Below are 25,245 nucleotides of genomic sequence, written 5' to 3' on the forward strand. Positions count from 1 at the left end.
GTATCCCTGTTATTCATCGCTGCAAATAATGGGATACAAAATGTCATCGTTGCAAATTTCGCAAGGCACGTTTCGTCTTAGCGACACAAAAACGCTCCAGTTAGATGCGTTGACGTTAAACGCGGGCGATAGCTGGGCGTTTGTTGGCTCTAACGGCAGCGGGAAATCTGCGCTGGCCCGCGCGCTGGCGGGCGAGTTGCCGCTCCTGAAAGGCGAACGCCGCAGCCAGTTCACACGTATTACCCGACTCTCCTTTGAGCAGCTCCAAAAGCTGGTCAGCGACGAGTGGCAGCGAAACAACACCGATCTTCTTAGTCCCGGTGAAGACGACACCGGGCGCACTACCGCAGAAATCATTCAGGACGAAGTTCACGACCCCGCCCGCTGCGCTTCGCTGGCGCAGCAGTTTGGCATTTCTGCCCTGCTCAACAGGCGTTTCAAATACCTTTCCACCGGTGAAACACGCAAAACTCTGCTCTGCCAGGCATTAATGTCCACACCGGATTTGCTGATCCTTGATGAACCCTTTGACGGGCTGGACGTGGCGTCCCGTCGCCAGTTAGCAGAGTTGCTCGCTGAGTTGCACCAGGCCGGTTTAACGTTGGTACTGGTGCTTAATCGCTTTGATGAAATTCCCGAATTCGTGCAGTTTGCCGGCGTACTTGCCGACTGCACGCTGACGGAAACCGGTGCAAAACCCGACCTTCTGCAACAGGCATTAATCGCTCAGCTTGCCCATAGCGAACGGCTGGAAGGCATCCAGTTACCCGAACCGGATGAGCCTTCGGTGCGCCACACGTTGTCAGATAACGAGCCGCGCATTGTGCTTAACGACGGCACCGTCTCGTATAACGATCGCCCTATCCTGCATCATCTGAGCTGGCGGGTAAATCCGGGGGAACACTGGCAAATCATCGGCCCCAACGGTGCGGGGAAATCAACCCTGCTCAGTTTAATCACCGGCGATCATCCCCAAGGATATAGCAACGACCTGACCCTGTTTGGCCGCCGCCGGGGCAGCGGTGAAACTATCTGGGATATCAAAAAACACATTGGCTATGTCAGCAGCAGCCTGCATCTGGATTACCGGGTAAGTACGACAGTTCGCAACGTTATTCTCTCCGGTTATTTCGATTCAATCGGCATTTATCAGGCCGTCTCCGACAGGCAGCACAAGCTGGTACAACAGTGGCTGGATATTCTGGGCATCGATAAACGTACCGCGGATGCGCCATTTCATAGTCTTTCCTGGGGGCAGCAGCGGCTGGCATTGATTGTTCGTGCACTGGTGAAACATCCTACGTTGCTGATCCTCGATGAACCGTTGCAAGGATTAGATCCGCTCAACCGTCAACTGATCCGTCGGTTTGTGGATGTCCTGATCGGTGAAGGTGAAACTCAGCTTTTGTTTGTCTCTCATCACGCCGAAGATGCCCCGGCCTGCATTACCCATCGGCTAGAGTTTGTACCCGAGGGTGATATCTACGCCTATCGACAAACCTCTCTGCGTTAATTTTCATGCCAGGGCGTTTATCACGCCCTTTTTTCTGCTTTTTTTTCAGACAAGTGCTGAAATAACAACCTAACATAATGATTTATAATAAAGTAACTGGCAGCATCGAGTGAAAACACCGGAGTGTAAACGATTCCACTAATTTATTCCGTGTCACACTTTTCGCATCTTTGTTATGCTATGGTTATTGCATACCATAGGCTTAACGGAGCGAATTATGAGAGTATTGGTTACAGGTGGTAGCGGTTACATTGGAAGCCACACTTGCGTGCAGTTACTGAAAAATGGTCACGAAGTGGTGATCCTGGACAATCTCTGCAACAGCAAGCGCAGCGTTCTGCCCGTCATTGAGCGTTTAGGCGGCAAGCATCCGACCTTCGTGGAAGGAGACATCCGTAACGAAGCGCTGATAACCGAAATTCTGCACGATCATGCCATTGATACGGTCATCCATTTTGCCGGTTTAAAAGCCGTTGGAGAATCCGTTGCCAAGCCGCTGGAGTACTATGACAACAACGTCAACGGCACTCTGCGTCTGGTGAATGCAATGCGCGCTGCCAACGTGAAAAACTTCATTTTCAGCTCCTCCGCGACCGTCTATGGCGATCAGCCGCAAATTCCTTACGTTGAAAGCTTCCCCACCGGCACGCCGCAAAGTCCGTACGGCAAAAGCAAGCTGATGGTGGAACAGATCCTGACCGATCTGCAAAAAGCACAGCCCGACTGGAGCATTGCCCTGCTGCGCTACTTTAACCCGGTTGGCGCTCATCCATCGGGAGATATGGGGGAAGATCCGCAAGGTATTCCAAACAACCTGATGCCTTACATCGCGCAGGTTGCCGTTGGCCGTCGCGAATCTCTTGCCATATTTGGCAATGACTACCCTACTGAAGATGGCACCGGCGTACGCGACTACATCCACGTGATGGATCTCGCCGACGGCCATGTTGCTGCCATGGAAAAACTGGCGGGCAAACAGGGCGTACATATTTACAACCTCGGTGCAGGCATCGGTAGCAGCGTGCTGGACGTGGTCAACGCCTTCAGCAAAGCTTGCGGTAAACCGGTGAATTACCATTTCGCCCCGCGCCGTGATGGCGATCTTCCGGCCTACTGGGCTGACGCCAGCAAAGCCGATCGAGAGCTCAACTGGCGCGTGACCCGCACACTGGATGAAATGGCACAAGATACCTGGCACTGGCAGTCACGCCACCCGCAGGGATATTCGGATTAAGGACCAATCATGACGCAATTCAATCCTGTCGATCATCCACATCGCCGTTTTAACCCGCTCACCGGGCAGTGGATCCTCGTATCACCACATCGCGCCAAACGCCCGTGGCAAGGGGCGCAGGAAACTCCGTCTAAGCAGGTACTGCCTGCACATGACCCGGACTGCTTCCTGTGCGCTGGCAATACGCGCGTTACCGGCGACAAAAACCCGGATTACACCGGGACCTATGTCTTTACCAATGACTTTGCGGCGCTGATGTCCGATACCCCGGACGCGCCGGACAGTCACGATCCGTTAATGCGATGCCAGAGCGCGCGCGGTACCAGCCGTGTAATTTGCTTCTCGCCCGATCACAGCAAAACGCTGCCGGAACTCAGCGTCCCTGCACTAACAGAAATTGTGAAAACGTGGCAGGAACAGACTGAAGACTTAGGCAAAACCTATCCCTGGGTGCAGGTATTTGAGAATAAAGGCGCAGCGATGGGGTGCTCAAACCCGCACCCACACGGACAAATTTGGGCCAACAGCTTTTTGCCTAACGAAGCCGAACGTGAAGATCGCCTGCAGAAAGCGTACTTCGCCGAACAAGGCGCGCCGATGCTCGTTAATTACGTCCAGCGTGAGCTGGCGGACGGCAGCCGTACGGTCGTTGAAACCGAGCACTGGCTGGCAGTTGTCCCTTACTGGGCCGCGTGGCCGTTCGAAACGCTGCTGCTGCCGAAAGCGCACGTGTTGCGAATTACCGATTTGACCGACGAACAGCGTGCTGACCTGGCGCTGGCGTTGAAAAAACTGACCAGTCGTTATGACAACCTGTTCCAGTGCTCATTCCCCTATTCTATGGGCTGGCACGGCGCACCGTTTAACGGTGAAGAAAACCAACACTGGCAGTTGCACGCACACTTTTACCCGCCGCTGCTGCGTTCCGCGACTGTGCGTAAATTTATGGTCGGTTATGAAATGCTGGCAGAAACCCAGCGCGACCTGACGGCAGAACAAGCGGCTGAACGACTGCGTGCGGTCAGCGACATCCATTTTCGCGAATCCGGAGTTTAAATAATGAGTCTGAAAGAAAAAACACAATCTCTGTTTGCTGAAACATTTGGCTACCCTGCCACCCATACTATTCAGGCACCGGGTCGTGTGAACCTGATCGGTGAACATACCGATTATAACGACGGCTTCGTTCTGCCCTGCGCTATCGACTATCAAACCGTTATCAGCTGTGCGGCACGCGACGATCGAAAAGTCCGTGTGATCGCCGCTGATTACGACAATCAGGTTGATGAGTTCTCGCTTGATGCGCCAATTATCGCTCATGACAGCCAGCAGTGGTCAAACTACGTGCGTGGCGTAGTGAAACATCTGCAAAAGCGCAATAACGCCTTTGGCGGCGCGGATCTGGTGATCAGCGGTAACGTCCCGCAGGGTGCGGGCTTAAGCTCTTCTGCCTCACTGGAAGTCGCTGTGGGAACGGTATTCCAGCAGCTCTATCATCTGCCGCTCGACGGCGCGCAGATTGCCCTGAATGGCCAGGAAGCTGAAAACCAGTTTGTCGGCTGTAACTGCGGCATTATGGATCAACTGATCTCGGCACTTGGTAAGAAAGATCATGCGCTACTGATCGACTGCCGAACGCTGGGCACCAAAGCCGTTTCCATGCCTGAGGGCGTAGCGGTGGTGATCATCAACAGTAACTTTAAACGCACATTGGTCGGTAGCGAATACAATACCCGTCGCGAACAGTGTGAAACCGGCGCGCGTTTCTTCCAGCAGCCAGCGCTGCGTGATGTCAGCCTTGAAGCGTTTAACGCCGTCGCCCACGAACTGGATCCGATTGTCGCCAAACGCGTTCGCCACGTGATCACGGAAAATGCGCGTACCGTTGAAGCCGCACAGGCGCTGGAAAAAGGCGACCTGCTGCGCATGGGCCAACTGATGGCGGAATCTCACGCCTCAATGCGCGATGACTTTGAAATTACCGTGCCGCAAATTGATACGCTGGTCGAGATTGTCAAAGCGACCATCGGCGATAAAGGCGGTGTCCGTATGACCGGCGGCGGCTTCGGCGGCTGCATCGTGGCGCTGATCCCGCAAGATTTGGTACCTGCCGTACAGCAGGCCGTCGCGGAACAATACGAAGCAAAAACCGGTATCAAAGAAACATTCTACGTCTGCAAACCTTCACAAGGAGCAGGACAATGTTAAGCGAAATCCCTGTGCAGGCTCCGGACGGTCAGCCGTTTCGCCTGCTCACCCTGCGCAATGACGCAGGGATGGTCGTCACGCTCATGGACTGGGGCGCGACGCTGCTCTCTGCGCGTATTCCGCTTAGCGATGGTAGCGTGCGTGAAGCATTGCTCGGGTGCGCCAGTCCGGAACAATACCCGGAGCAGGCTGCGTTTCTGGGCGCTTCAATTGGTCGCTACGCTAACCGTATCGCCAACAGCCGCTATACCTTTGCCGGCGAAACCGTTGAGTTGGTACCAAGTCAAGGCGACAACCAGCTGCACGGCGGGCCAGACGGTTTCGACAAACGTCGCTGGCAGATAGTCAATCAGAATGACCGTCAGGTGCTGTTCGCCTTAACATCTGACGATGGCGACCAGGGTTTCCCTGGCCATCTATGCGCCACCGCGCAGTATCGCCTGACTGACGATAATCGTATTTCGATAACCTACCGCGCCACGGTCGATAAGCCCTGTCCGGTGAATCTGACGAATCACGTTTATTTTAACCTCGACGGTGACAAAACGGATGTGCGCCAGCATAAGCTGCAAATTATGGCGGACGAGTACTTGCCGGTTGATGAAATGGGCATCCCGCATGACGGGCTGAAATCCGTCGCTGGTAGCACTTTCGATTTCCGCACGCCTAAAATGATCAGTAGTGAATTTCTTGCCGATGACGATCAGCGCAAGGTGAAAGGTTACGATCACGCCTTCCTGCTTCAGGCACAGGGCAATGCGCGTACGCCGGTCGCCCGACTGTGGTCCCAGGATGAAAAACTGCAGATGGTGGTATACACCTCCGCCCCGGCATTGCAGTTTTACTCCGGCAACTTCCTCGGCGGTACGCCATCTCGTGGGCCTGATGCCTACAAAGACTGGCAAGGTCTGGCGCTGGAAAGTGAGTTTCTCCCGGACAGCCCAAACCATCCAGAGTGGCAGCAGCCGGACTGCTTCTTACGCCCGGGTGAAGAGTATGCCAGCGTGACGGAATATCAGTTTCTTCCAGTCTGATCCTTTCCCCTCACAGGCCCGATGACGTAACGTAGCGGGCCTGTTATTTGTTTATCACAGTAGAACCGCTCAAATCCCCACCGCTCAAAGACAAAATCGCAACCTTGAATTCACAAGAACCTTACACTGTGGCGCTATTTTCGCTATGGTTATGCGTAAGCATTGCCGCTGACGCTTTACGGCAATATAATGAGAATTATTATCATTCAATATGATTTATAGGAGTGAGTGTATGGCTGTAACTAAGCTGGTTCTGGTACGTCACGGTGAAAGTCAGTGGAACAACGAAAACCGTTTTACCGGTTGGTATGACGTTGATCTGTCAGAGAAAGGCGTGGGCGAAGCAAAAGCGGCAGGTAAACTGCTGAAAGAAGAAGGCTACAGCTTCGATTTTGCTTATACTTCTGTGCTGAAACGTGCCATCCACACCCTGTGGAACGTACTGGACGAACTGGATCAGGCCTGGCTGCCGGTTGAAAAATCCTGGAAACTGAACGAACGTCATTACGGCGCGCTGCAGGGTCTGAACAAAGCTGAAACCGCTGAAAAATACGGTGACGAGCAGGTTAAGCAATGGCGTCGCGGCTTTGCGGTAACGCCACCGGAACTGACCAAAGATGACGAGCGTTATCCGGGTCACGATCCGCGTTATGCGAAGTTGACCGACAAAGAGTTACCGGTTACCGAAAGCCTGGCGCTGACCATCGATCGCGTTATCCCCTACTGGAACGAAACCATTCTGCCGCGCATGAAAAGCGGTGAGCGCGTAATTATCGCCGCTCACGGTAACTCTCTGCGTGCGCTGGTTAAATATCTGGATAACATGGGCGAAGATGAGATCCTTGAACTGAACATCCCGACCGGCGTACCGCTGGTATATGAGTTCGACGAAAACTTCAAACCAATCAAACACTACTATCTGGGTAATGCTGACGAGATCGCAGCAAAAGCGGCAGCCGTTGCGAACCAGGGTAAAGCGAAGTAATTTTCATCCCGGATCAAACGAGAAAAGCGTGGAATGCTCCACGCTTTTTTATTGCCGGATGACGGCGTTGCCTTATCCGGCCTACCGAGCGTAGCCCGGATGAATTTTTTAACCGCGGCGCGCTTTTACCGCATCCGCCAGCTGGCGCAATACCGCATCGGTATCTTCCCAGCCAATGCAGGCGTCGGTGATGCTCTTACCGTAGGTCAGCGGCTCACCGCTATCCGGGTTCTGATTACCTTCTACCAGATGGCTTTCGATCATCACACCAATAATTGCTTTTTCGCCCCCAGCAACTTGTCCGCAAACATCTTTCGCGACATCCATCTGCTTTTTGAACTGCTTGCTGGAGTTGGCATGGCTAAAGTCGATCATCACCTGCGCTGAAAGCCCTGCTTTGATCAGACCTTCTTTCACGTCGGCAACGTGCTGAGCGCTGTAGTTCGGCTCTTTGCCGCCGCGCAAAATAATATGGCAATCGCCATTACCACTGGTATTTACGATCGCCGAATGACCCCATTTGGTCACAGACAGGAAGCAGTGCGGCGCTCCTGCGGCGTTAATCGCATCAATCGCTACTTTTATCGTGCCATCAGTACCGTTTTTAAAGCCAACCGGGCAGGACAGACCAGACGCCAGTTCGCGGTGCACCTGAGATTCTGTGGTACGTGCCCCAATCGCGCCCCAGCTCATCAGGTCGGCGAGGTATTGCGGCGTAATCATATCGAGGAATTCACCCGCAGCAGGCAATCCGCTGTCATTGATATCCAGCAGCAGTTTACGCGCAATGCGCAGCCCATCGTTGATCTGGAAGCTGTTGTCCATGTGCGGATCGTTGATAAGCCCTTTCCAGCCGACGGTAGTTCGCGGTTTTTCAAAATAGACGCGCATAACGATTTCAAGCTCGCCTTTTAACTCTTCACGCAGTGCCAGCAGGCGAGCGGCATACTCTTTGGCGGCTGCCGGATCATGAATAGAGCAAGGCCCAATCACTACCAGCAGGCGATCGTCACTCCCTTTCAGGATTTTATGAATCGCCTTACGGGCATGAGCCACCGTGTTTGCGGCATTTTCAGTAGCGGGGAATTTTTCCAACAATGCGACTGGCGGTAATAACTCGTTGATCTCTTTAATGCGTAAATCGTCGTTCTGATAATTCATGATTATTCCAGCGTTGCCATACTTATATAAATGAATGCAATCCCTCCAATCTATATCTTCAGTCATAAAGTGTAAACGGGGTTTTACACTTTGGACGGATTAATCCTGGAATTGGCCAAAAAAACGCAATAAAGTAGCGAAAAACGAGATCCAACCTACAATTTATAACTGTAACAGCTTTAATTTTCATAAATTTCAAGATTCTATGCTGGGTTTAATTTCTCTGGCAAAACTATTAACCACATATTGATGATGTAACTGGCACATGCACTGTTGGAAGACGTTATCCGACATATCGACCATAACAGGAGCATATTATGCATATGACAAAGCTGGCTTCACTCTTTCTTACCGCTACACTCAGCCTCGCCAGCGGCGCGGCGCTGGCAGCTGAAACCAATACGCAGTCCAATAACGGCCAGGCAAATTCCTCGGCGGATGCCGGTCAGGTCGCCCCAGACGCACGCGAAAACGTGGCACCAAATAATGTCGACAACAGTAACGTGAATTCGGGTGGCACAATGCTGCACCCGAACGGTTCATCAATGAACCATGAAGGGATGACCAAAGACGAGATGCACAAAAACACCATGTGTAAGGACGGTCGCTGCCCTGATGTGAATAAGAAGGTTGAGACCGGAAACGGCATTAACAATGATGCTGAGACAAAAACTGATGGCACTACGCAGTAACGCTGAAAATAAAGCTAATAATGGGAGAGCAATAGCTCTCCTTTTTAATTTTATCATCCCAAAAACGGTATGATGGCATACAGTAAAGATGAGAATAACAAAGGGATGGCATAATGGCGCACTCGCATACTCATACTTCTTCTGAGCAACCCAAGGACAATAATGCCCGCCGCTTGATGTTTGCATTCTGCATTACAGCCGGATTTATGTTGGTTGAAGTGGTGGGTGGCATACTTTCAGGTTCACTGGCCTTGTTGGCCGATGCCGGGCATATGCTCACTGATGCCGCAGCGCTCCTTTTTGCGCTGCTGGCCGTCCGGTTTTCCCATCGCCCGCCCACAATACGACACACCTTCGGCTGGCTAAGGCTCACGACACTGGCCGCGTTTGTTAACGCCATCGCATTGGTCGTGATCACCATTTTAATCGTCTGGGAAGCCATTGAGCGCTTCCATACGCCCCGCCCCGTGGCTGGCGGCATGATGATGGTTATAGCTGTCGCGGGTTTACTGGCTAACGTGCTGGCTTTTTGGGTTCTACACCGCGGCAGTGAGGAGAAAAACCTGAACGTCCGCGCCGCGGCACTACATGTGATGGGCGATTTACTCGGCTCGGTCGGGGCGATCATCGCTGCGCTGATTATTATCTGGACGGGCTGGACGCCTGCGGACCCGATTCTCTCGATTCTGGTTTCCGTGCTGGTACTACGTAGCGCCTGGCGACTGTTAAAGGATAGCGTTAATGAATTACTGGAAGGCGCCCCGCTGACGCTGGATATCGCCGCACTGCAGCGCCATCTCAGCCGGGATATCCCCGAAGTCCGCAATGTGCACCATGTCCATGTCTGGATGGTGGGTGAAAAACCGGTAATGACGCTGCATGTGCAGGTGGTCCCGCCGCACGATCACGACGCGCTGCTGGAGCGTATTCAGCATTTCCTTATCCATCACTACCAGATTGAACACGCCACGATCCAGATGGAGTATCAGCCGTGTAATGGGCCGGACTGCCACCTGTATCAGGGGGTATCCGGCCATTCACACCATCACCATTAATGGGACAGCGCGTGGGAACCCCGCTCGCGCGCGCTGTTAATCCACATCCTGCTACCGTTCAGTGCGATAACAGTCAGGATCACATATTCCAGCGACATGGCATATACGCCTTGCAGGGCGAAAATCACTACGCTTATTACGTTAATGATCACCCACAGCAGCCAGTTTTCAACGTACTTACGCGTCATCAGGATCATCGCCGCAATCGACAACACCATCATGCAGGAGTCCCAGAACGGGAATGCATCGGGTTGCAACTCAGGCACAACAACCTGCAATCCTAAAGCCTGCATAATGTTCACCGCAATGCGGGTCAGGAACGCAAAGACCGGATCGATATAGACCGACATCAGGCCGATCGCCACCACGCAAGCCGCCAGCCAGCCGATCGCTTTTGGTAACGGCAGCCAGCGAATTTTCAGTTCCGCTTCATGCTGGTTGGTTTGCCTGGACCAGGCATACCAGCCGTAGATGTTGGCGGCAAAGAAGAAAACTTGCAGCAACAGGCTTGCATAGAGCTGGATCTGAAAGAAGATAATCGCAAACAGCGTGACGTTTATCAGGCCGAAGAAGTAATTGCTGATTTTCTCAAGGCTAGCCAGGCCAATACACAGCAACCCAGCGATCGTCCCCACAGCTTCGATCCACGACAGATCGTAACCGCCAGCGCCAATCGGAATATGTACCAGAATGTTCTGCGTGCTAAAAAAGTCCATCTTTTCCCCCAGAGCCAAAAAATTAATTAAGCTCGAAGTGTAGCCGCAAATTCCAACATGCGGTTTAACGGCAACAACGCCCCTTCTCGCAGCGCAGCATCAACATGTATCTCATGAGCCGCTCCGCCTTGTTCCAGGCCCTCAGCAATCGCCTTGAGGCCGTTCATCGCCATCCACGGACAATGCGCACAGCTGCGGCAGGTTGCCCCCTCACCAGCCGTCGGCGCTTCAAGCAATTCTTTATCCGGAACGGCCTGCTGCATTTTGTAAAATATGCCCCGGTCAGTCGCCACAATCAGCTGTTGATGCGGTAACGATTTAGCGGCGTTGATTAACTGGCTGGTTGAGCCAACCGCATCGGCCATATCAACGATAGACTGAGGGGACTCCGGGTGCACCAACACCGCTGCATCAGGGTAAAGCCCCTTCATGCGTGTTAAAGCCTGAGTTTTAAATTCGTCGTGGACGATACAGGCCCCCTGCCAACAAAGAACGTCTGCACCGGTCTGTTTTTGGACGTAGTTGCCCAGATGTCTGTCCGGAGCCCAGATGATTTTTTCACCCAAACTATCAAGATGCTCAATAAGTTCTACCGCGATACTGGATGTGACGACCCAGTCCGCACGTGCTTTAACGGCGGCTGAGGTATTGGCGTAAACCACCACGGTACGATCCGGGTGCGCATCGCAAAACGCGCTGAACGCATCAATCGGACAGCCCAGATCTAATGAGCATTCCGCCTGTAGGGTCGGCATCAGGATGGTCTTTTCCGGGCTGAGGATTTTGGCGGTTTCCCCCATAAACCTCACGCCTGCAACCAACAGCGTAGAGGCAGAATGTTTTGAGCCGAAACGCGCCATCTCCAGAGAATCAGAAATACAACCACCGGTCTCTTCGGCCAACTGCTGAATTTCGGGATCGGTGTAATAGTGCGCGACCATAACGGCATCACGCTCTTTCAGCAGGCGCTTGATTTTTTCACGATAAAATTGCTTTTCATCCACACTCAGCGGGGCTGGCTTCGGCGGAAACGGATAAATTGCTGCTTCTGGATCAAACATCACGCTCATCTTGCTTTCTCGTTTTACTGGCTTAACGAAATAACCGATTAAAAGCGTGACTCACGCCGTATTCGGTTAGATTTGTTTTATATGCTAAACAAGATAGCGGATTGGCGTAAGAAAGTCACAATAATTGCGTGTGAGGAATGCCGGAAGGCGACTGACGTCTTATCCGGCCTACGTGAATAGTGTCGTCTGTAGGACTGATAAGCGAAGCGCATCAGGCAAGCAGCTTCGAATCTTATAAATCGCAGATAGCAAAAAGGCGCCTTTAGGGCGCCTTTTTACACTGGTGGGGCGTGCAGGATGACTCGCTTTGCTCGCCCTCCGGGCCGTCGCCGTAAACGGCTCCGTTGTCTCACTACGTGAGACCCGAACCTGCTGCAGGTTCGAATCGTTAATTCTGCGCATAGCAAAAAGGCGCCTTTAGGGCGCCTTTTTACACTGGTGGGGCGTGCAGGATTCGAACCTGCGACCAATTGATTAAAAGTCAACTGCTCTACCAACTGAGCTAACGCCCCCGTATGGGGTTTACTTCTTTATACTTTCAGGATGGTGGGTCGTGCAGGATTCGAACCTGCGACCAATTGATTAAAAGTCAACTGCTCTACCAACTGAGCTAACGACCCGCTCGGGTATAACCTGAAAATTTTTACTCGGTGCCACCAATAAATTGGTGGGGCGTGCAGGATGACTCGACTTCGTCTCGCCCTAACGGGCCGTTGCTAAAGCAACGTTATCCTTCACATTTAACATCTGAGTACGATGTTAAAGTTGGTGGGGCGTGCAGGATTCGAACCTGCGACCAATTGATTAAAAGTCAACTGCTCTACCAACTGAGCTAACGCCCCGAGTGGTGGGTGATGACGGGATCGAACCGCCGACCCCCTCCTTGTAAGGGAGGTGCTCTCCCAGCTGAGCTAATCACCCGATACTGCGCTGGATACTACTTACTAACTAAGTTAGTGGTGGGTCGTGCAGGATTCGAACCTGCGACCAATTGATTAAAAGTCAACTGCTCTACCAACTGAGCTAACGACCCACTTTTTTTGCCGCTTTCGGGCTGTTTGATATCCCTTGGCAACGGCGGCATATATTACTGATTTCAGATTTTAGCGCAACAAAAATTTCGATGTAAATAACTCAACTGCTTAGGAATCACACGACGCGACCAGAATTAACACGATTTCTGGTCGCATGGTGTTCATTACATCGCGCCAAGGCGTTTTTGCGCTTGTTTCGCGCCATCAGTGCCAGGGTATTTAGTGATAACCTGCTGATAAACGGCTTTCGCTTTCTCTTTATCACCTTTGTCCTGCATGATGACGCCGACTTTATACATCGCGTCTGCAGCCTTTGGTGATTTCGGGAAGTTTTTGACTACTGAAGCAAAATAGAACGCTGCATCATCTTTTTTCCCCTTGTTGTAATTCAACTGACCCAGCCAGTAATTCGCATTTGGCAGGTAAGTTGAGTCTGGGTACTTTTTAATGAAGTTCTGAAATGCTTCAATCGCGTCATCCTGGCGGGATTTATCCTGCACCAGAGCAATGGCCGCATTGTAATCGGTATTCGCATCGCCAGTTTGTACCGGAGCACCTGACGCTGCCGCTGCACCCGTATCAGGTGCAGGGGTTGCTGCTGCCCCACTCTGATCGCCGCCCGCAGATTGCGCCGCAGGTGCACTACCGCTACCAAGATTATTCATCTGCAGCAATATCTGCTTCTGACGTTCAACAACCTGATTCAGTTGATACTGATTTTCCTGAATTTGACCGCGCAGGGAATCAATATCGGACTGATTATCGGAGAGTTGTTGCTGGAGTTGGGTTAAAAGCTGACTGTGAGCGTTAGAAATACGCTCGAGTTGAGTGACACGGTCTTCGACCGAGCCAGAGCCGACACTACTGATTGGCGCCTGTGCAAAAGCGGCCCAGGGGGCCGCTATGCCAACCAGTAACGACAGACTCAACAGATGATGTCTGAAGTTACTGCTCATGCAATTCTCTTAGTAAACCAGTACGGCGCGACGGTTTTTGGCGTAAGCCGCTTCGTCATGACCCAGTACTGCAGGTTTTTCTTTACCGTAAGAAACGATGGAGATCTGGTCAGCAGAAACGCCTTTACCCTGCAGGTACATCTTAACGGCGTTCGCACGACGCTCACCCAAGGAGATGTTGTACTCAGGAGTACCACGTTCGTCCGCATGACCTTCTACGGTGACTTTGTAAGACGGGTTGCTACGCAGGAAGTTAGCGTGAGCATCCAGCATTGCAGCGAAGTCAGAACGGATATCGTACTTGTCCAGATCGAAGTAAACGATGTTGTTCTGCTGCAGCTGTTGCATCTGAAGACGCGCTTGCTCTTCAGAAGACATGTTGCCGCTGCCGTTTGCATCCATACCAGTGCCGGCACCCAGCATGCCTTCGCTGCCGTCATTGCTGGCGTTCTTGTTAGAAGAACACGCTGCAATAGCCATAACAGGCAGAGCAATCATCAGCCCTTTCAGCACTTTGTTCAGTTGCATTTCAATGATTCCTTTATTAATCAATTATTTATTATCACAGATACGGCGACCAGGCAGGGAATTTAACCTGTCCATCAGTTGCCGGAAGACGCGCTTTGAAACGCCCATCTGTAGAAACCAAATTCAGCACGGATCCCATCCCCTGAGAAGAGCTGTAGATTACCATAGTGCCGTTAGGTGCCAGACTTGGCGTTTCGTCCAGGAACGTTGACGACAGAACTTGTACGCCACCCGCTACCAGATCTTGTTTGGCAATGTGCTGCTGACCGTTGGCCGAGCTTACCATTACCATAAATTTACCGTCGCTGCTCACATCCGCATCCTGGTTTTGCGAACCTTCCCAGGTAATGCGCTGCGGAGCACCGCCGTTGACGTTAACTTTATATACCTGCGGACGACCGGCCTGGTCAGACGTAAAGGCCAGGTTTTGGCTGTCCGGGAACCAGGTAGGTTCCGTGTTGTTGCTACGACCATCCGTCACCTGACGGATCTGACCGGAACCAATGTCCATGACATACAGGTTCAGGCTACCGGTTTTAGACAGGGCAAACGCCAGTTTGCTGCCATCCGGAGAAAACGCAGGCGCACCGTTGTGACGTGGGAACGAGGCTACCTGACGAACCGCGCCGTTAGACAGTGTCTGAATAACCAGTGCAGAACGACCGCTTTCGAAGGTAACGTACGCCAGTTTTGAACCGTCCGGGGACCACGCCGGAGACATCAGCGGCTGCGGAGAACGGTGTACCACGAACTGGTTGTAACCATCGTAGTCGGACACACGTAATTCGTACGGGAACTGACCACCGTTGGTCTGAACAACATAAGCGATACGGGTACGGAATGCACCTTTAATGCCGGTCAGTTTTTCAAACACTTCGTCACTTGCAGTATGGCCCGCGTAACGCAGCCACTGCTTGTTCACTTTATAGGTGTTCTGTGCCAGTACGGTACCCGGTGCGCCACCGGTGTCAACCAGCTGATAGGCAACGCTGTAAGAACCATCCGGGTTTGGCGTAACCTGGCCGACGACTACGGCATCAATGCCCAGCGCAGACCACGCGGCAGGTTGAACTTCCTGCGCGGTACCGGGCTGCTGAGGCAGACGAGAACGGTCTAACGGGTTAAATTTACCGCTGTTACGCAGGTCAGCACCTACGATACCACCGATATCTTCAGGTGCAGCACCCGGTCCTGCCCACTGGAAGGGGACAACACCAATCGGGCGCGCCGAGTCCACCCCCTGGGTGATCTCGATACGTACTTCTGCGTGCAGCACCGCTGCCCACAGCATCAGAAAACCAAATGCTACTCGTAATGCCTGCTTCATCATATCTCCCTTATCTGGACGGAAAGCCCACGATAATTTAGCAGAATGTTAACAAACTCAAATACACAAAACTACCAGAACTCTGTCTCAACCTTAGACCGTTTCCCCTGATTTCTCAGGGGGCGTTATTACAGTTTGAAGTCCAGTTTGGCATCTTTTACTTTTTCATAAACTGCCTGGCTAGGCGGTTTAGGAATTCTTGCGGTTTTCGCAGCCGTCAGCGCAGCCTGACACAATGCCGGATCCCCGCCCTCTTCGGTCACATCCAGTAACAGACCATCGGGTGCTAACTTGATATGTAATACGCAAGATTTACCTGCATACAAATCTGCACCATACAGACGGCTCTGGATCGCATTGCGAATTTGAGATGCGTAAGCACTGATATCAGCACCAGATGCACCGCCATTGGCACCACTTGTACCACTATCTTTCGCCGGTTGGCCGTTTCCTTTCGCTCCACCGCCCGATTTCGGTGCATTCTTACCGGAGCTCAGGTCACCCAACAAGTCGTCAACGCCAGAGGCTGCAGCGGCTTTTTCGGCCGCAGCCTTTTTAGCAGCAGCTGCTTTATCTGCCGCAGCTTTCTTATCGGCAGCGGCTTTCTCAGCTGCAGCTTTTTTGTCTGCTGCTGCTTTTTCTGCAGCGGCTTTCTTATCAGCCGCCGCTTTTTCAGCAGCGGCAGCTTTCGCGGCAGCGGCTTTTTCTGCTTTCTCAGCAGCAGCTTTCTCGGCTGCTGCTTGCTTAGCGGCCTCAGCCTGTGCTTTCTTCGCAGCGTCCGCAGCTGCCTTAGCAGCTTGTGCTTCTGCAGCTTTCTTCGCATCAGCGGCGGCTTTAGCGGCTTCAGCCTCAGCTTTTTTCTGTGCGTCCGCAGCGGCTTTCTTCGCGGCATCTGCCGCTTGCTTCGCCTGAGCATCAGCTTTAGCCTTCGCGTCTGCAGCAGCCTTCGCCGCAGCCTCTTCAGCCTGTTTCTGTTGCTCTTGCGCTTTCGCTGCGGCGGCTTCAGCTTGCTTCTGCTGTTCCGCCTGTTCGCGCACTTTTTCCTGCGCGGCTAAACGTTCTTTTTCCAGCTGCTTCAGTCGCTCTTGCTCAGCTGCCTGCTTCTCGCGAAGTTCTTCAGCTTGCTGCTGCGCCTGCTTTTCACGCTGCTCTTCAGCACGTTTCGCACTTGCCTGCTGTTGCTGCTGCCTGTCGTACTGTTGCACAACGGCGCCAGGATCGACCATAACGGCGTCGATGGACGAACCGCCACCGCCGCCGGCTGAAGCATCAATGTGCTCATCGAACGAACTCCAGATCAGCGCTGCAAATAAAATGACATGCAGCACCGCTGAAATAATTATCGCCCTTTTGAGCTTGTCGTTTTGTTCGGTTGCCTTTGACACTCTCGGTTCCCAAAAAACTGTTCGCCTGTTACGTGCTATCTTTCAAGCCAGCAAAACGCAGTCATCAGATTGGCTGCGTCATCAAGCCAACCGATTTTACGCCTGCACTGTGTAACAAGTTCAGCGCTTTAATTATTTCATCATAAGGCACGTCTTTCGCACCACCGATTAAAAAGACCGTTTTCGGATTGGTCTGCAGGCGGCTTTTCGCTTCCGCAATAACCTGCTCCGGTGGTAGTTGATCCATACGATCTTTCTCAACCACCACGCTGTATTGCCCAATACCGGAAACTTCAATAATGACCGGGGGTTCGTCGTTACTGCTGACGGCTTGCGACTCGGTAGCATCCGGCAGGTCGACTTCCACACTCTGCGTAATGATCGGTGCGGTTGCCATAAAGATCAGCAACAGCACCAGCAGTACGTCGAGCAGCGGTACAATATTGATTTCGGACTTGAGTTCGCGACGACCTCGTCCACGCGTTCTGGCCATGGCTTACCCCTTGTTGCTCTCGCTAACGGTAAACGCCTGGCGGTGCAGAATCGCGGTGAACTCTTCCATAAAGTTGTCGTAATTCAGTTCCAGTTTGTTCACGCGCTGGTTCAGACGGTTGTAGGCCATAACCGCCGGGATTGCCGCAAACAGACCGATAGCCGTTGCAATCAACGCTTCTGCGATACCCGGTGCGACCATTTGCAACGTCGCCTGTTTTACCGCGCCAAGCGCGATAAATGCGTGCATGATCCCCCAAACGGTACCGAACAGACCGATATACGGGCTGATGGAGCCAACGGTTCCGAGGAATGGAATATGCGTTTCCAGCGTTTCCAGCTCACGGTTCATCGAGATACGCATCGCACGGGAAGCCCCCTCAACGACCGCTTCCGGCGCGTGGCTATTTGCCCGATGCAAACGCGCAAATTCTTTGAATCCGCTGTAGAAAATTTGCTCCGAGCCCGCCAAATTATCACGACGCCCCTGGCTTTCCTGGTACAGGCGCGACAATTCAATGCCGGACCAGAACTTGTCTTCAAATGCTTCGGCTTCACGTGAAGCAGCATTAAGAATACGGGTCCGTTGGATGATGATGGCCCAGGATGCGATTGAGAAACCAATCAAAATCAACATGATAAGTTTAACCAGAAGGCTTGCCTTCAGGAACAAATCAAGGATATTCATGTCAGTCACTGCTTAAACTCCGCGACAATAGACTTGGGAAGCGCACGAGGCTTCATTTTGAGTGGATCAACGCAAACAATCAGAACTTCGGCTTCATTCAGCACGGTGTTCTCTGCGTTGACAATGCGTTGCGTGAAAACCAATGAGGTGCCACGCATTGACGTAATTTCGGTTTGAACTTCGAGCATATCGTCGAGCCGGGCAGGCGCAAAATACTCGAGGGTCATCTTGCGCACCACAAAGGCGACACGTTCAGCCAACAGGACCTGCTGACTGAAGTGATGATGACGAAGCATTTCTGTGCGTGCTCTTTCATAAAAAGCGACGTAACTGGCGTGGTAAACCACCCCACCGGCATCGGTATCTTCATAATAGACACGAACCGGCCATCGAAACATATACTTATTCATTCCTACTGCCTCTTTGTTGGCTTCGCCCACTCGCACCAGTTACTTACCTTCGTAAGCGTCTGGTGATTCGCGTTCTTGCCGCCGCGATGCATCAAGAATGTCGTTGTATATCGCGCTGTCTTCACTGTACATCCCGGTAATGCAATTAGGTTGTGTCCTGTGGTTGTTCGCGGATGGCGCTGACGAAAATTTTTGCACAGAACAAGGCGCGAGTGGCGAAGTTTGGTAATTCCAAACAAGACGCAAGTAACGCAGTACTGTGCAAAAAGATTCTCAGCCCTTCGGGACGCGTTCCATCAGGATGTTCTCTGTGTTGTCGCACTTGGACATAGTTCTACTATGTCCAGCGCACTCCGCCTTGATAACGCCCTGATGGTACAGCGTCGCCACCGCACACAACCACAGGGCACAACCTCAGGTTAGTGCTTTCAAACTTCGCTACTATACGCGCGGGAATGGTGCTTTGGAATGGGGGAAAGTAAACGGAGAGTAAAAAATTATGGGCTTATGCAAGCCCATAAATATTTAAGGATGTTTCTTATTCAAAAGAAGAAGAAAATCAGACCAACAACGAGGACAATATCCGCGATCAGCGGGCAGAAGATGCCCTGCCAATGTACGGCGCGAGGACGGAAGCCAACGCCGTGAATAATGCCTGCGCAGACCGCCCACATCAGCAGGAAACCATGCCAGATTTCAAGCTCACTGGTTTTGGCCGCGAAACGAGACGGATCCCAGAATATGCAGCCAGCCAACACGATTGCCAGCACAAATGAAAGCGCCCGCAAGGGGCGCTTGTCCATCGCGTTGTATACCATCGCGATAATGTTGGTCATTAGCTATCTTCTTGCCCGGCTTTGCCTGATTCAACGTGCTCAAGCGCCAGCGCTGTGATTATCCCAAATGCACAGGCAAGAAGCGTTCCCAAAATCCATGCGAAATACCACATTTTAAGCTCCTTACTTAGTACAGAGAGTGGGTGTTGCTTTCAATATCTTCTTTAGTGATGCGACCGAACATCTTCCAGTAACACCAGCTGGTGTACAGCAGAATGATCGGTACAAACACCGCCGCGACCCAGGTCATCAGATTCAATGTACGCTGGCTGGAGGTGGCATCCCACATGGTCAAACTTGCGTTCATCATGGTGCTGGATGGCATCACAAACGGGAACATTGCGATACCGGCAGTCAGGATGATGCAGGCTAACGTCAGTGAGGAGAAGACGAACGCCCATGCCCCTTTCTCCATACGAGAAGTCAGGATGGTCAACAGCGGCAGAACCACGCCCAGTGCAGGAACCAGCCACAGGATAGGTGCATTGTTAAAGTTCACCATCCATGCGCCAGCCACACGAGCCACTTCTTTGGTCAGCGGGTTAGAGGCAGCATGATGATCCAGTGCTGAGGTCACAACATAACCGTCAATACCATAAATCACCCACACACCGGCCAGCGCGAAGCAGACCAGAGTCACCAGCGCCGCAACCTGTGAAGTTGCACGAGCACGCAGATGCAGTTCACCTACCGTACGCATCTGCAGATAGGTCGCACCCTGGGTGATGATCATCCCAACGCTCACGACACCTGCCAGCAGACCAAACGGATTCAGCAACTGGAAGAAGTTACCGGTGTAGTACAAACGCATGTAGTCATCTACGTGGAACGGAACCCCTTGCAGCAGGTTGCCGAACGCCACGCCAATCACCAGCGGTGGCACGAAGCTACCAATGAAGATGCCCCAGTCCCACATGTTGCGCCAGCGCATATCTTCAATCTTAGAGCGGTAGTCAAAACCGACCGGACGGAAGAACAAGGACGCCAGAACCAGAATCATCGCCACATAGAAACCGGAGAACGCAGCGGCATACACCATCGGCCAGGCAGCGAACAGTGCGCCCCCCGCGGTGATGAGCCAAACCTGGTTACCGTCCCAGTGCGGAGCGATGGAGTTAATCATAATTCGACGCTCGGTATCATTACGACCGAGGAAACGGGTGAGCATGCCCACCCCCATGTCGAATCCATCAGTGACTGCAAAACCAATCAGCAGAATGCCAACCAGCAGCCACCAGATAAAACGCAATACTTCATAATCGATCATTTGACGACTCCTGTCTTAGCGTGCCGGCTGAGAAGTCACAGTGGACTGCTCGTAGTGATAACGACCGGTTTTCAGGCTACTCGGCCCAAGGCGTGCGAACTTGAACATCAGATACAGTTCAGCCACCAGGAACAGGGTATACAGGCCGCAAATCAACAGCATCGAGAAGATGAGGTCGCCAGCAGTCAGCGAAGAGTTCGCTACGGCTGTTGGTAACACTTCACCAATCGCCCACGGTTGACGACCGTACTCTGCAACAAACCAACCGGATTCAATAGCAATCCACGGCAGAGGAATCGCATACAGCGCGGTGCGCAGCAGCCATTTTTTCTCACCGATACGGTTACGAAGCACAGTCCAGAAGGACACCGCGATAATTGCCAGCATCAGAATGCCGCATGCCACCATGATACGGAAAGCGAAGTACAGCGGCGCAACGCGAGGAATAGAATCTTTCGTTGCCTGCTGAATTTGCGCTTCGGTCGCGTCGGTAACTTTGTCCGTATAGCGTTTCAACAGCAGACCATAACCCAGGTCTTTCTTCATGCTGTTGAACTGGTCGCGAACGGCCTGGTCGGTAGTACCAGCACGCAGTTCTTCCAGCAGCTGATACGCTTTCATCCCGTTACGGATACGCTCTTCGTGTTGCACCATCAGGTCTTTCAGACCAATGACCGGTGTATCAACAGAGCGGGTGGCAATGATGCCCAGCGCATAAGGAATCTGAATCGCAAAATGGTTTTCCTGCGCATCCTGGTCCGGAATACCGAACAGCGTGAAGGAAGCCGGTGCAGGCTGAGTTTCCCATTCTGCTTCAATCGCAGCGAGTTTGGTTTTCTGCACGTCGCCCATTTCGTAACCAGATTCATCACCCAGAACGATAACAGACAGAATAGCAGCCATACCAAAGCTGGCAGCGATAGCAAAAGAACGTTTAGCAAACGCGAAGTCACGACCGCGCAGCATATAGTAGGAGCTGATACCCAGAACGAACATCGCGCCACATACATAACCAGATGCCACAGTGTGAACAAATTTCACCTGTGCTACCGGATTGAGCACCAGTTCAGAGAAGCTCAGCATCTCCATACGCATGGTTTCGAAATTGAAATCCGCTGCGATTGGGTTCTGCATCCAGCCGTTCGCAACCAGAATCCACAACGCGGACAGGTTAGAACCCAGAGCCACCAGCCAGGTGACACACATATGCTGGACTTTACCCAAACGGTCCCAGCCGAAGAAGAACAGACCTACAAAGGTGGATTCGAGGAAGAAGGCCATCAAACCTTCGATCGCCAGCGGCGCACCGAAAATATCCCCTACATAGTGGGAGTAGTAAGACCAGTTAGTCCCGAACTGGAACTCCATGGTCAGACCGGTAGCCACACCCAGAGCGAAGTTGATACCAAACAACTTGCCCCAGAACTTGGTCATATCTTTATAAATCTGTTTGCCGGAAAGGACGTAGACCGTTTCCATGATGGCCAACAAGAACGCCATACCGAGCGTCAGTGGCACAAACAGGAAGTGGTACATCGCGGTCAAGGCAAACTGTAAGCGCGACAGTTCGACTATATCTAACATCATGACTCCTTGCTCATCGCATGAAGACTCCGAGAGTGAACCCCGTTAGAAAGGGTCACACGCATGCCCCAATACAAATTTATCTGCTTCCTTACGCCGCTACCCTTTCCTCTCATTTGAAGAAAGGACAATGATGAAAGGTTACAAACATGTTAATAAAACACTCAAATTGATCCCGCAATTATATTACGCCGTAAAATCCTTACAATAAACAGGTTTTTATCGAGACAAATTTGCATTTTTCGATAGTGATCAATTTATAGCTAATTTACCACTTTCAGACCAATTTGATCTGAAGCAATTTACCCTCTTTTGGTGCTGTTTTCCAAGTTTTAAACATTGATTTAAATCAATTTTCAAATTTAATGTTAATAGTGTTTAGCACTCGCGCTACTAGTAAACACGATGTTAACAACATGTTTTTCAATGAGTAATTGCCGTTACTACAAATGATAGGATATTTATTTAAATGTACACGATCTTTTAACCAGCCCGGATGACTTAATTGATAGAAGATAAAGAATCACTAATGCTGGGTAGCTCACAGTTTTTTGTTTAGCAAGTCATGGATTTGTTATTTCATACAAATTATTCATTTAAATTTTACTTATAATTAACACCGAGATGTAACTATCTCAACTGGAAGCGAAAACGTTCCACAATGACCGATGCATTGCGTTTGTCGTTCTGCGAGAGAACGCTGACGTTTCGCTTAAGTCATCACTGAAAGTTATCATTAACACCCCCTCTTCTCTTATGTGGCAAAGATTAAATATGCCACAAACATTTCCTTATCATTTTTATCCTAAATTTAACAAAAATGAATTGTGACATATAAGATTAAAAAATAAAAAACCGTTATGTCGTTCACAAGTTAATTAGTAATTGGGATTTTTGAAATTATTTAAAACACGTCATAAACGGCGCGCATAACAAAATAAGATTTCGATCACAAACATGGCAAGTCATTTATTACCCAATTCTCTAATAAATTAAAACCAGCTAAGAAAAGATAATCTATCACATTGATTATGAAAGGATTTTATAGATGACAAATATAACAATCATTTTTCTCAGGATATTTTGAAAATAGATCAATTGCTTCCTTTTTCGCTTCCACAGAAACTCCAACCCTATTAAGAGGTTGTCACAATCCATGTTCTAAATATTAGAAAATAATTTCACTTATTGACCATCAGCCCTACAGAGGATTACCCATGAAGAAATCTACACTTGTTATTGGCGTCATCGGTGCTGACTGCCATGCAGTAGGTAATAAAGTTCTGGATCGCGTTTTTACTGCTCATGATTTTCACGTAATCAACCTCGGGGTGATGGTGAGCCAGGATGAATATATTGATGCTGCGATTGAAACAGGCGCCGATGCCATCGTGGTGTCCTCTATCTACGGTCATGGCGACATTGACTGCCTCGGACTACGTGAGCGCTGCATCGAACGCGGCCTTGGCGACATTCTGCTGTACGTCGGCGGCAACCTGGTCGTCGGTAAACATGACTTCGCCGACGTGGAAGTGAAGTTTAAAGAGATGGGTTTTAACCGGGTCTTCGCCCCCAGCCACGATCTGGAAGATGTTTGCGCGCTTATCACTAATGATATTCACCAACACAATGGCCTCGAACAGCGTTGCCTGGAAGAGGCCATCTGATGCAAACAGTTTCTGTCGATATCGGCTCGACATGGACCAAGGCAGCCCTCTTCGCACATGAAGGCGAGGAATTAACCCTGGTAAACCATGTCCTGACCCCAACCACCACACATCATCTGGCAGACGGTTTTTTTGCCAGCCTGAATCAGGTGCTGAATGTTGCCGATGCTCGCCCGTTACTGAAAAGTGGTGAAGTGCAGTTGAAATACTCCTCCTCAGCGAAAGGTGGGCTCGCCGTTGCAGCAATGGGGCTGGTGCCTTCCATTACGCTAGAGTCGGCAAAAGTTACCGCCCATTCGGCAGGAGCGAAAATCGCGCAATATTATTCGTACAAGCTGAACCGTCATGACATCCAGGAGCTGGAATCATCACCGCCAGACATTCTGTTGTTTACCGGCGGGACAGACGGTGGCGAAGAAAGTTACGGCCTGGCGAATGCGCACGCGCTGGCAGGCTCAAAGCTTGATTGCGCCATTATCTACGCCGGAAACCGGGACATTCAGGACGAAATACAAACGATTCTGGGACATAAGGATCTGACCACGGTAGACAACATTCTGCCGGACCTCGATCACCCGAATCCGTTTGCCGCGCGCCAGGCGATTTGCGATGTGTTCTTGTCACGCATCGTCAAAGGCAAAGGTCTGGACGTTATCGTCGGCGAAACAGGCGAAGAGCCTATGCCGACGCCATGGACGGTATATGAGTTAGTCAAAGCCATTAGCGATTACGACAGCGCATGGAAGGAATTCATGCTGATTGATATGGGCGGAGCCACCACGGATGTCTATTCGGCCAGCGCGAATACCCTCTCCCCTGATACCGTCCTGCATGGTGTTCCTGAACCGTTCGTCAAACGTACCGTTGAAGGCGACCTTGGAATGCGCGTTTCCGCCGTTGTGGTGGGAGAAAGCACGCAGGATATGGTGAAAGTCATCTTCGCCCAGCAGCCACAGCGCGAGGAAGCGTTTTACCGCTATCTACGCCACCTGGTTGGGCAACCGGATTACCTGCCACTCAGCGAGGAAGAGAAATATTTCGACACCCTGCTGGCAGGTTTATGCGTGGGCTATGCCGCTGAGCGCCACGCGGGCACTAAAAAGCAGGTTTGCACCTGCGTGGGTAATGTGGATTTACAGATGGGTCGCGATCTCACCACCGTACGCAAAGTCGTCGGTTCAGGGGGATGGCTCTCTCGCGCCAGCCAGTTCGATATCCATAACTGGCTCAAATACAGGGAGCTGGACGACCAGGGTAAAAGAATTCTGTTACCGAATCAGTTTGAGTATTACCGCGATTCAAATGGCCTGCTCCCTCTACTGGCAAACGTCGCCAGGCTGTACCCGCAAGCCGCTGCTCGCACCAGCATTCAGTGTTTAACCCTATAAAACTTAAGGCAGCTA

General features: G+C 51.5%; 24 protein-coding genes, 5 tRNA genes and 1 other RNA gene. 10 read left to right on the plus strand and 20 right to left on the minus strand.

Going from position 1 to position 25,245, the window contains the following annotated elements; translation table 11 throughout:
* Positions 1–40 precede the first annotated feature (40 nt).
* From modF to gpmA, 6 genes are all read left to right on the plus strand, one after another.
* Positions 41–1,513: a molybdate ABC transporter ATP-binding protein ModF gene (gene modF / locus OGY04_RS11390; RefSeq protein WP_286585310.1), complete on the plus strand. Its 1,473-nt coding sequence runs from the start codon at positions 41–43 to the stop codon at positions 1,511–1,513.
* Positions 1,514–1,730: 217 nt separating this feature from the next.
* The gene (galE, locus tag OGY04_RS11395; protein ID WP_003831462.1) at positions 1,731–2,747 is read left to right on the plus strand and encodes a UDP-glucose 4-epimerase GalE; all 1,017 of its coding nucleotides are present in this window, start codon (positions 1,731–1,733) and stop codon (positions 2,745–2,747) included.
* Positions 2,748–2,756: 9 nt separating this feature from the next.
* Positions 2,757–3,803: a galactose-1-phosphate uridylyltransferase gene (galT, locus tag OGY04_RS11400; RefSeq protein ID WP_286585311.1), complete on the plus strand. Its 1,047-nt coding sequence runs from the start codon at positions 2,757–2,759 to the stop codon at positions 3,801–3,803.
* A gap of 3 nt (positions 3,804–3,806) precedes the next feature.
* Positions 3,807–4,955 (plus strand): galactokinase, encoded by a 1,149-nt coding sequence (gene galK, locus OGY04_RS11405; protein WP_032942744.1) that lies wholly within the window; start codon positions 3,807–3,809, stop codon positions 4,953–4,955.
* Positions 4,949–5,989, plus strand: a complete 1,041-nt coding sequence (galM, locus tag OGY04_RS11410) for a galactose-1-epimerase (protein WP_286585312.1) — start codon at positions 4,949–4,951, stop codon at positions 5,987–5,989. The genes galK and galM overlap by 7 nt, the downstream gene beginning before the upstream one ends.
* A 232-nt stretch (positions 5,990–6,221) precedes the next feature.
* Entirely contained in the window at positions 6,222–6,974 is a 753-nt protein-coding gene (gene gpmA, locus OGY04_RS11415) for a 2,3-diphosphoglycerate-dependent phosphoglycerate mutase (protein ID WP_003022999.1), read from the plus strand.
* Between the two features lie 108 nt (positions 6,975–7,082).
* On the opposite strand, the gene aroG is transcribed toward gpmA, so the two are convergent.
* Positions 7,083–8,135 carry a 3-deoxy-7-phosphoheptulonate synthase AroG gene (gene aroG, locus OGY04_RS11420; RefSeq protein ID WP_003831449.1) on the minus strand — a complete coding sequence of 351 codons (1,053 nt, stop codon included), beginning with the start codon at positions 8,133–8,135 and terminating at the stop codon, positions 7,083–7,085.
* A gap of 317 nt (positions 8,136–8,452) precedes the next feature.
* Between aroG and OGY04_RS11425 the strand changes: the two genes are divergently transcribed.
* Together OGY04_RS11425 and zitB are read left to right on the plus strand one after the other, a co-directional pair.
* Complete coding sequence (locus OGY04_RS11425) at positions 8,453–8,827, plus strand: YbgS-like family protein (protein WP_003022994.1); 375 nt, start codon at positions 8,453–8,455, stop codon at positions 8,825–8,827.
* A 113-nt stretch (positions 8,828–8,940) separates the two neighbouring features.
* Positions 8,941–9,882, plus strand: a complete 942-nt coding sequence (zitB, locus tag OGY04_RS11430) for a CDF family zinc transporter ZitB (RefSeq protein WP_032942740.1) — start codon at positions 8,941–8,943, stop codon at positions 9,880–9,882.
* Here the strand turns inward: zitB and pnuC are convergent.
* The 19 genes from pnuC to cydA form a co-directional block, all read right to left on the minus strand.
* Positions 9,879–10,598, minus strand: coding sequence for a nicotinamide riboside transporter PnuC (gene pnuC, locus OGY04_RS11435; RefSeq protein ID WP_003831446.1), 720 nt, complete (start codon positions 10,596–10,598; stop codon positions 9,879–9,881). The two genes, zitB and pnuC, sit on opposite strands and share 4 nt — an antisense overlap.
* Positions 10,599–10,624: 26 nt before the next feature.
* A complete protein-coding gene (gene nadA / locus OGY04_RS11440) occupies positions 10,625–11,668 on the minus strand; it encodes a quinolinate synthase NadA (protein WP_003837113.1) in 1,044 nt (347 codons plus the stop codon).
* A 281-nt stretch (positions 11,669–11,949) separates the two neighbouring features.
* A non-coding RNA gene (locus OGY04_RS11445) (RtT sRNA) lies at positions 11,950–12,082 on the minus strand.
* Positions 12,083–12,104: 22 nt separating this feature from the next.
* Positions 12,105–12,180: transfer RNA gene (locus OGY04_RS11450), tRNA-Lys, on the minus strand.
* Positions 12,181–12,212: 32 nt separating this feature from the next.
* A tRNA-Lys gene (locus tag OGY04_RS11455) sits at positions 12,213–12,288 on the minus strand.
* Between the two features lie 146 nt (positions 12,289–12,434).
* Positions 12,435–12,510 (minus strand) — tRNA-Lys (locus OGY04_RS11460).
* Positions 12,511–12,513: 3 nt separating this feature from the next.
* Positions 12,514–12,589, minus strand: a tRNA-Val gene (locus OGY04_RS11465).
* A gap of 36 nt (positions 12,590–12,625) precedes the next feature.
* Positions 12,626–12,701, minus strand: a tRNA-Lys gene (locus OGY04_RS11470).
* A gap of 165 nt (positions 12,702–12,866) precedes the next feature.
* A complete protein-coding gene (gene cpoB, locus OGY04_RS11475) occupies positions 12,867–13,658 on the minus strand; it encodes a cell division protein CpoB (protein WP_286585313.1) in 792 nt (263 codons plus the stop codon).
* Between the two features lie 9 nt (positions 13,659–13,667).
* A complete protein-coding gene (gene pal / locus OGY04_RS11480) occupies positions 13,668–14,186 on the minus strand; it encodes a peptidoglycan-associated lipoprotein Pal (protein WP_003022983.1) in 519 nt (172 codons plus the stop codon).
* 34 nt (positions 14,187–14,220) lie between these two features.
* Entirely contained in the window at positions 14,221–15,513 is a 1,293-nt protein-coding gene (tolB, locus tag OGY04_RS11485) for a Tol-Pal system beta propeller repeat protein TolB (RefSeq protein ID WP_003022981.1), read from the minus strand.
* Positions 15,514–15,641: 128 nt separating this feature from the next.
* Positions 15,642–16,898 (minus strand): cell envelope integrity protein TolA, encoded by a 1,257-nt coding sequence (gene tolA / locus OGY04_RS11490; RefSeq protein ID WP_008784157.1) that lies wholly within the window; start codon positions 16,896–16,898, stop codon positions 15,642–15,644.
* A 64-nt stretch (positions 16,899–16,962) separates the two neighbouring features.
* The gene (gene tolR / locus OGY04_RS11495; protein ID WP_003022978.1) at positions 16,963–17,391 is read right to left on the minus strand and encodes a colicin uptake protein TolR; all 429 of its coding nucleotides are present in this window, start codon (positions 17,389–17,391) and stop codon (positions 16,963–16,965) included.
* 3 nt (positions 17,392–17,394) lie between these two features.
* The gene (tolQ, locus tag OGY04_RS11500; protein WP_003022976.1) at positions 17,395–18,087 is read right to left on the minus strand and encodes a Tol-Pal system protein TolQ; all 693 of its coding nucleotides are present in this window, start codon (positions 18,085–18,087) and stop codon (positions 17,395–17,397) included.
* On the minus strand, positions 18,084–18,488 hold the full coding sequence (ybgC, locus tag OGY04_RS11505; RefSeq protein WP_003831439.1) for a tol-pal system-associated acyl-CoA thioesterase: 405 nt from the start codon (positions 18,486–18,488) through the stop codon (positions 18,084–18,086). Before ybgC ends, tolQ begins: the two co-directional genes overlap by 4 nt.
* 542 nt (positions 18,489–19,030) lie before the next feature.
* The gene (gene ybgE / locus OGY04_RS11510) at positions 19,031–19,324 is read right to left on the minus strand and encodes a cyd operon protein YbgE (RefSeq protein WP_003831434.1); all 294 of its coding nucleotides are present in this window, start codon (positions 19,322–19,324) and stop codon (positions 19,031–19,033) included.
* Positions 19,324–19,437 (minus strand): cytochrome bd-I oxidase subunit CydX, encoded by a 114-nt coding sequence (cydX, locus tag OGY04_RS11515; protein WP_003022970.1) that lies wholly within the window; start codon positions 19,435–19,437, stop codon positions 19,324–19,326. Before cydX ends, ybgE begins: the two co-directional genes overlap by 1 nt.
* 14 nt (positions 19,438–19,451) lie before the next feature.
* Positions 19,452–20,591 carry a cytochrome d ubiquinol oxidase subunit II gene (gene cydB / locus OGY04_RS11520; protein WP_003831431.1) on the minus strand — a complete coding sequence of 380 codons (1,140 nt, stop codon included), beginning with the start codon at positions 20,589–20,591 and terminating at the stop codon, positions 19,452–19,454.
* 15 nt (positions 20,592–20,606) lie between these two features.
* Positions 20,607–22,175, minus strand: coding sequence for a cytochrome ubiquinol oxidase subunit I (gene cydA, locus OGY04_RS11525; RefSeq protein WP_008784156.1), 1,569 nt, complete (start codon positions 22,173–22,175; stop codon positions 20,607–20,609).
* A gap of 1,217 nt (positions 22,176–23,392) precedes the next feature.
* On the opposite strand from cydA, the gene glmS reads away from it, so the two are divergent.
* The gene (glmS, locus tag OGY04_RS11530; protein WP_003022963.1) at positions 23,393–23,842 is read left to right on the plus strand and encodes a methylaspartate mutase subunit S; all 450 of its coding nucleotides are present in this window, start codon (positions 23,393–23,395) and stop codon (positions 23,840–23,842) included.
* Positions 23,842–25,230: a methylaspartate mutase accessory protein GlmL gene (glmL, locus tag OGY04_RS11535; RefSeq protein WP_003831429.1), complete on the plus strand. Its 1,389-nt coding sequence runs from the start codon at positions 23,842–23,844 to the stop codon at positions 25,228–25,230. The genes glmS and glmL overlap by 1 nt, the downstream gene beginning before the upstream one ends.
* Positions 25,231–25,245 lie beyond the last annotated feature (15 nt).

It is taken from the genome of Citrobacter sp. Cpo091, assembly GCF_030332645.1.
In the GTDB taxonomy this organism is placed as follows: domain Bacteria; phylum Pseudomonadota; class Gammaproteobacteria; order Enterobacterales; family Enterobacteriaceae; genus Citrobacter; species Citrobacter portucalensis.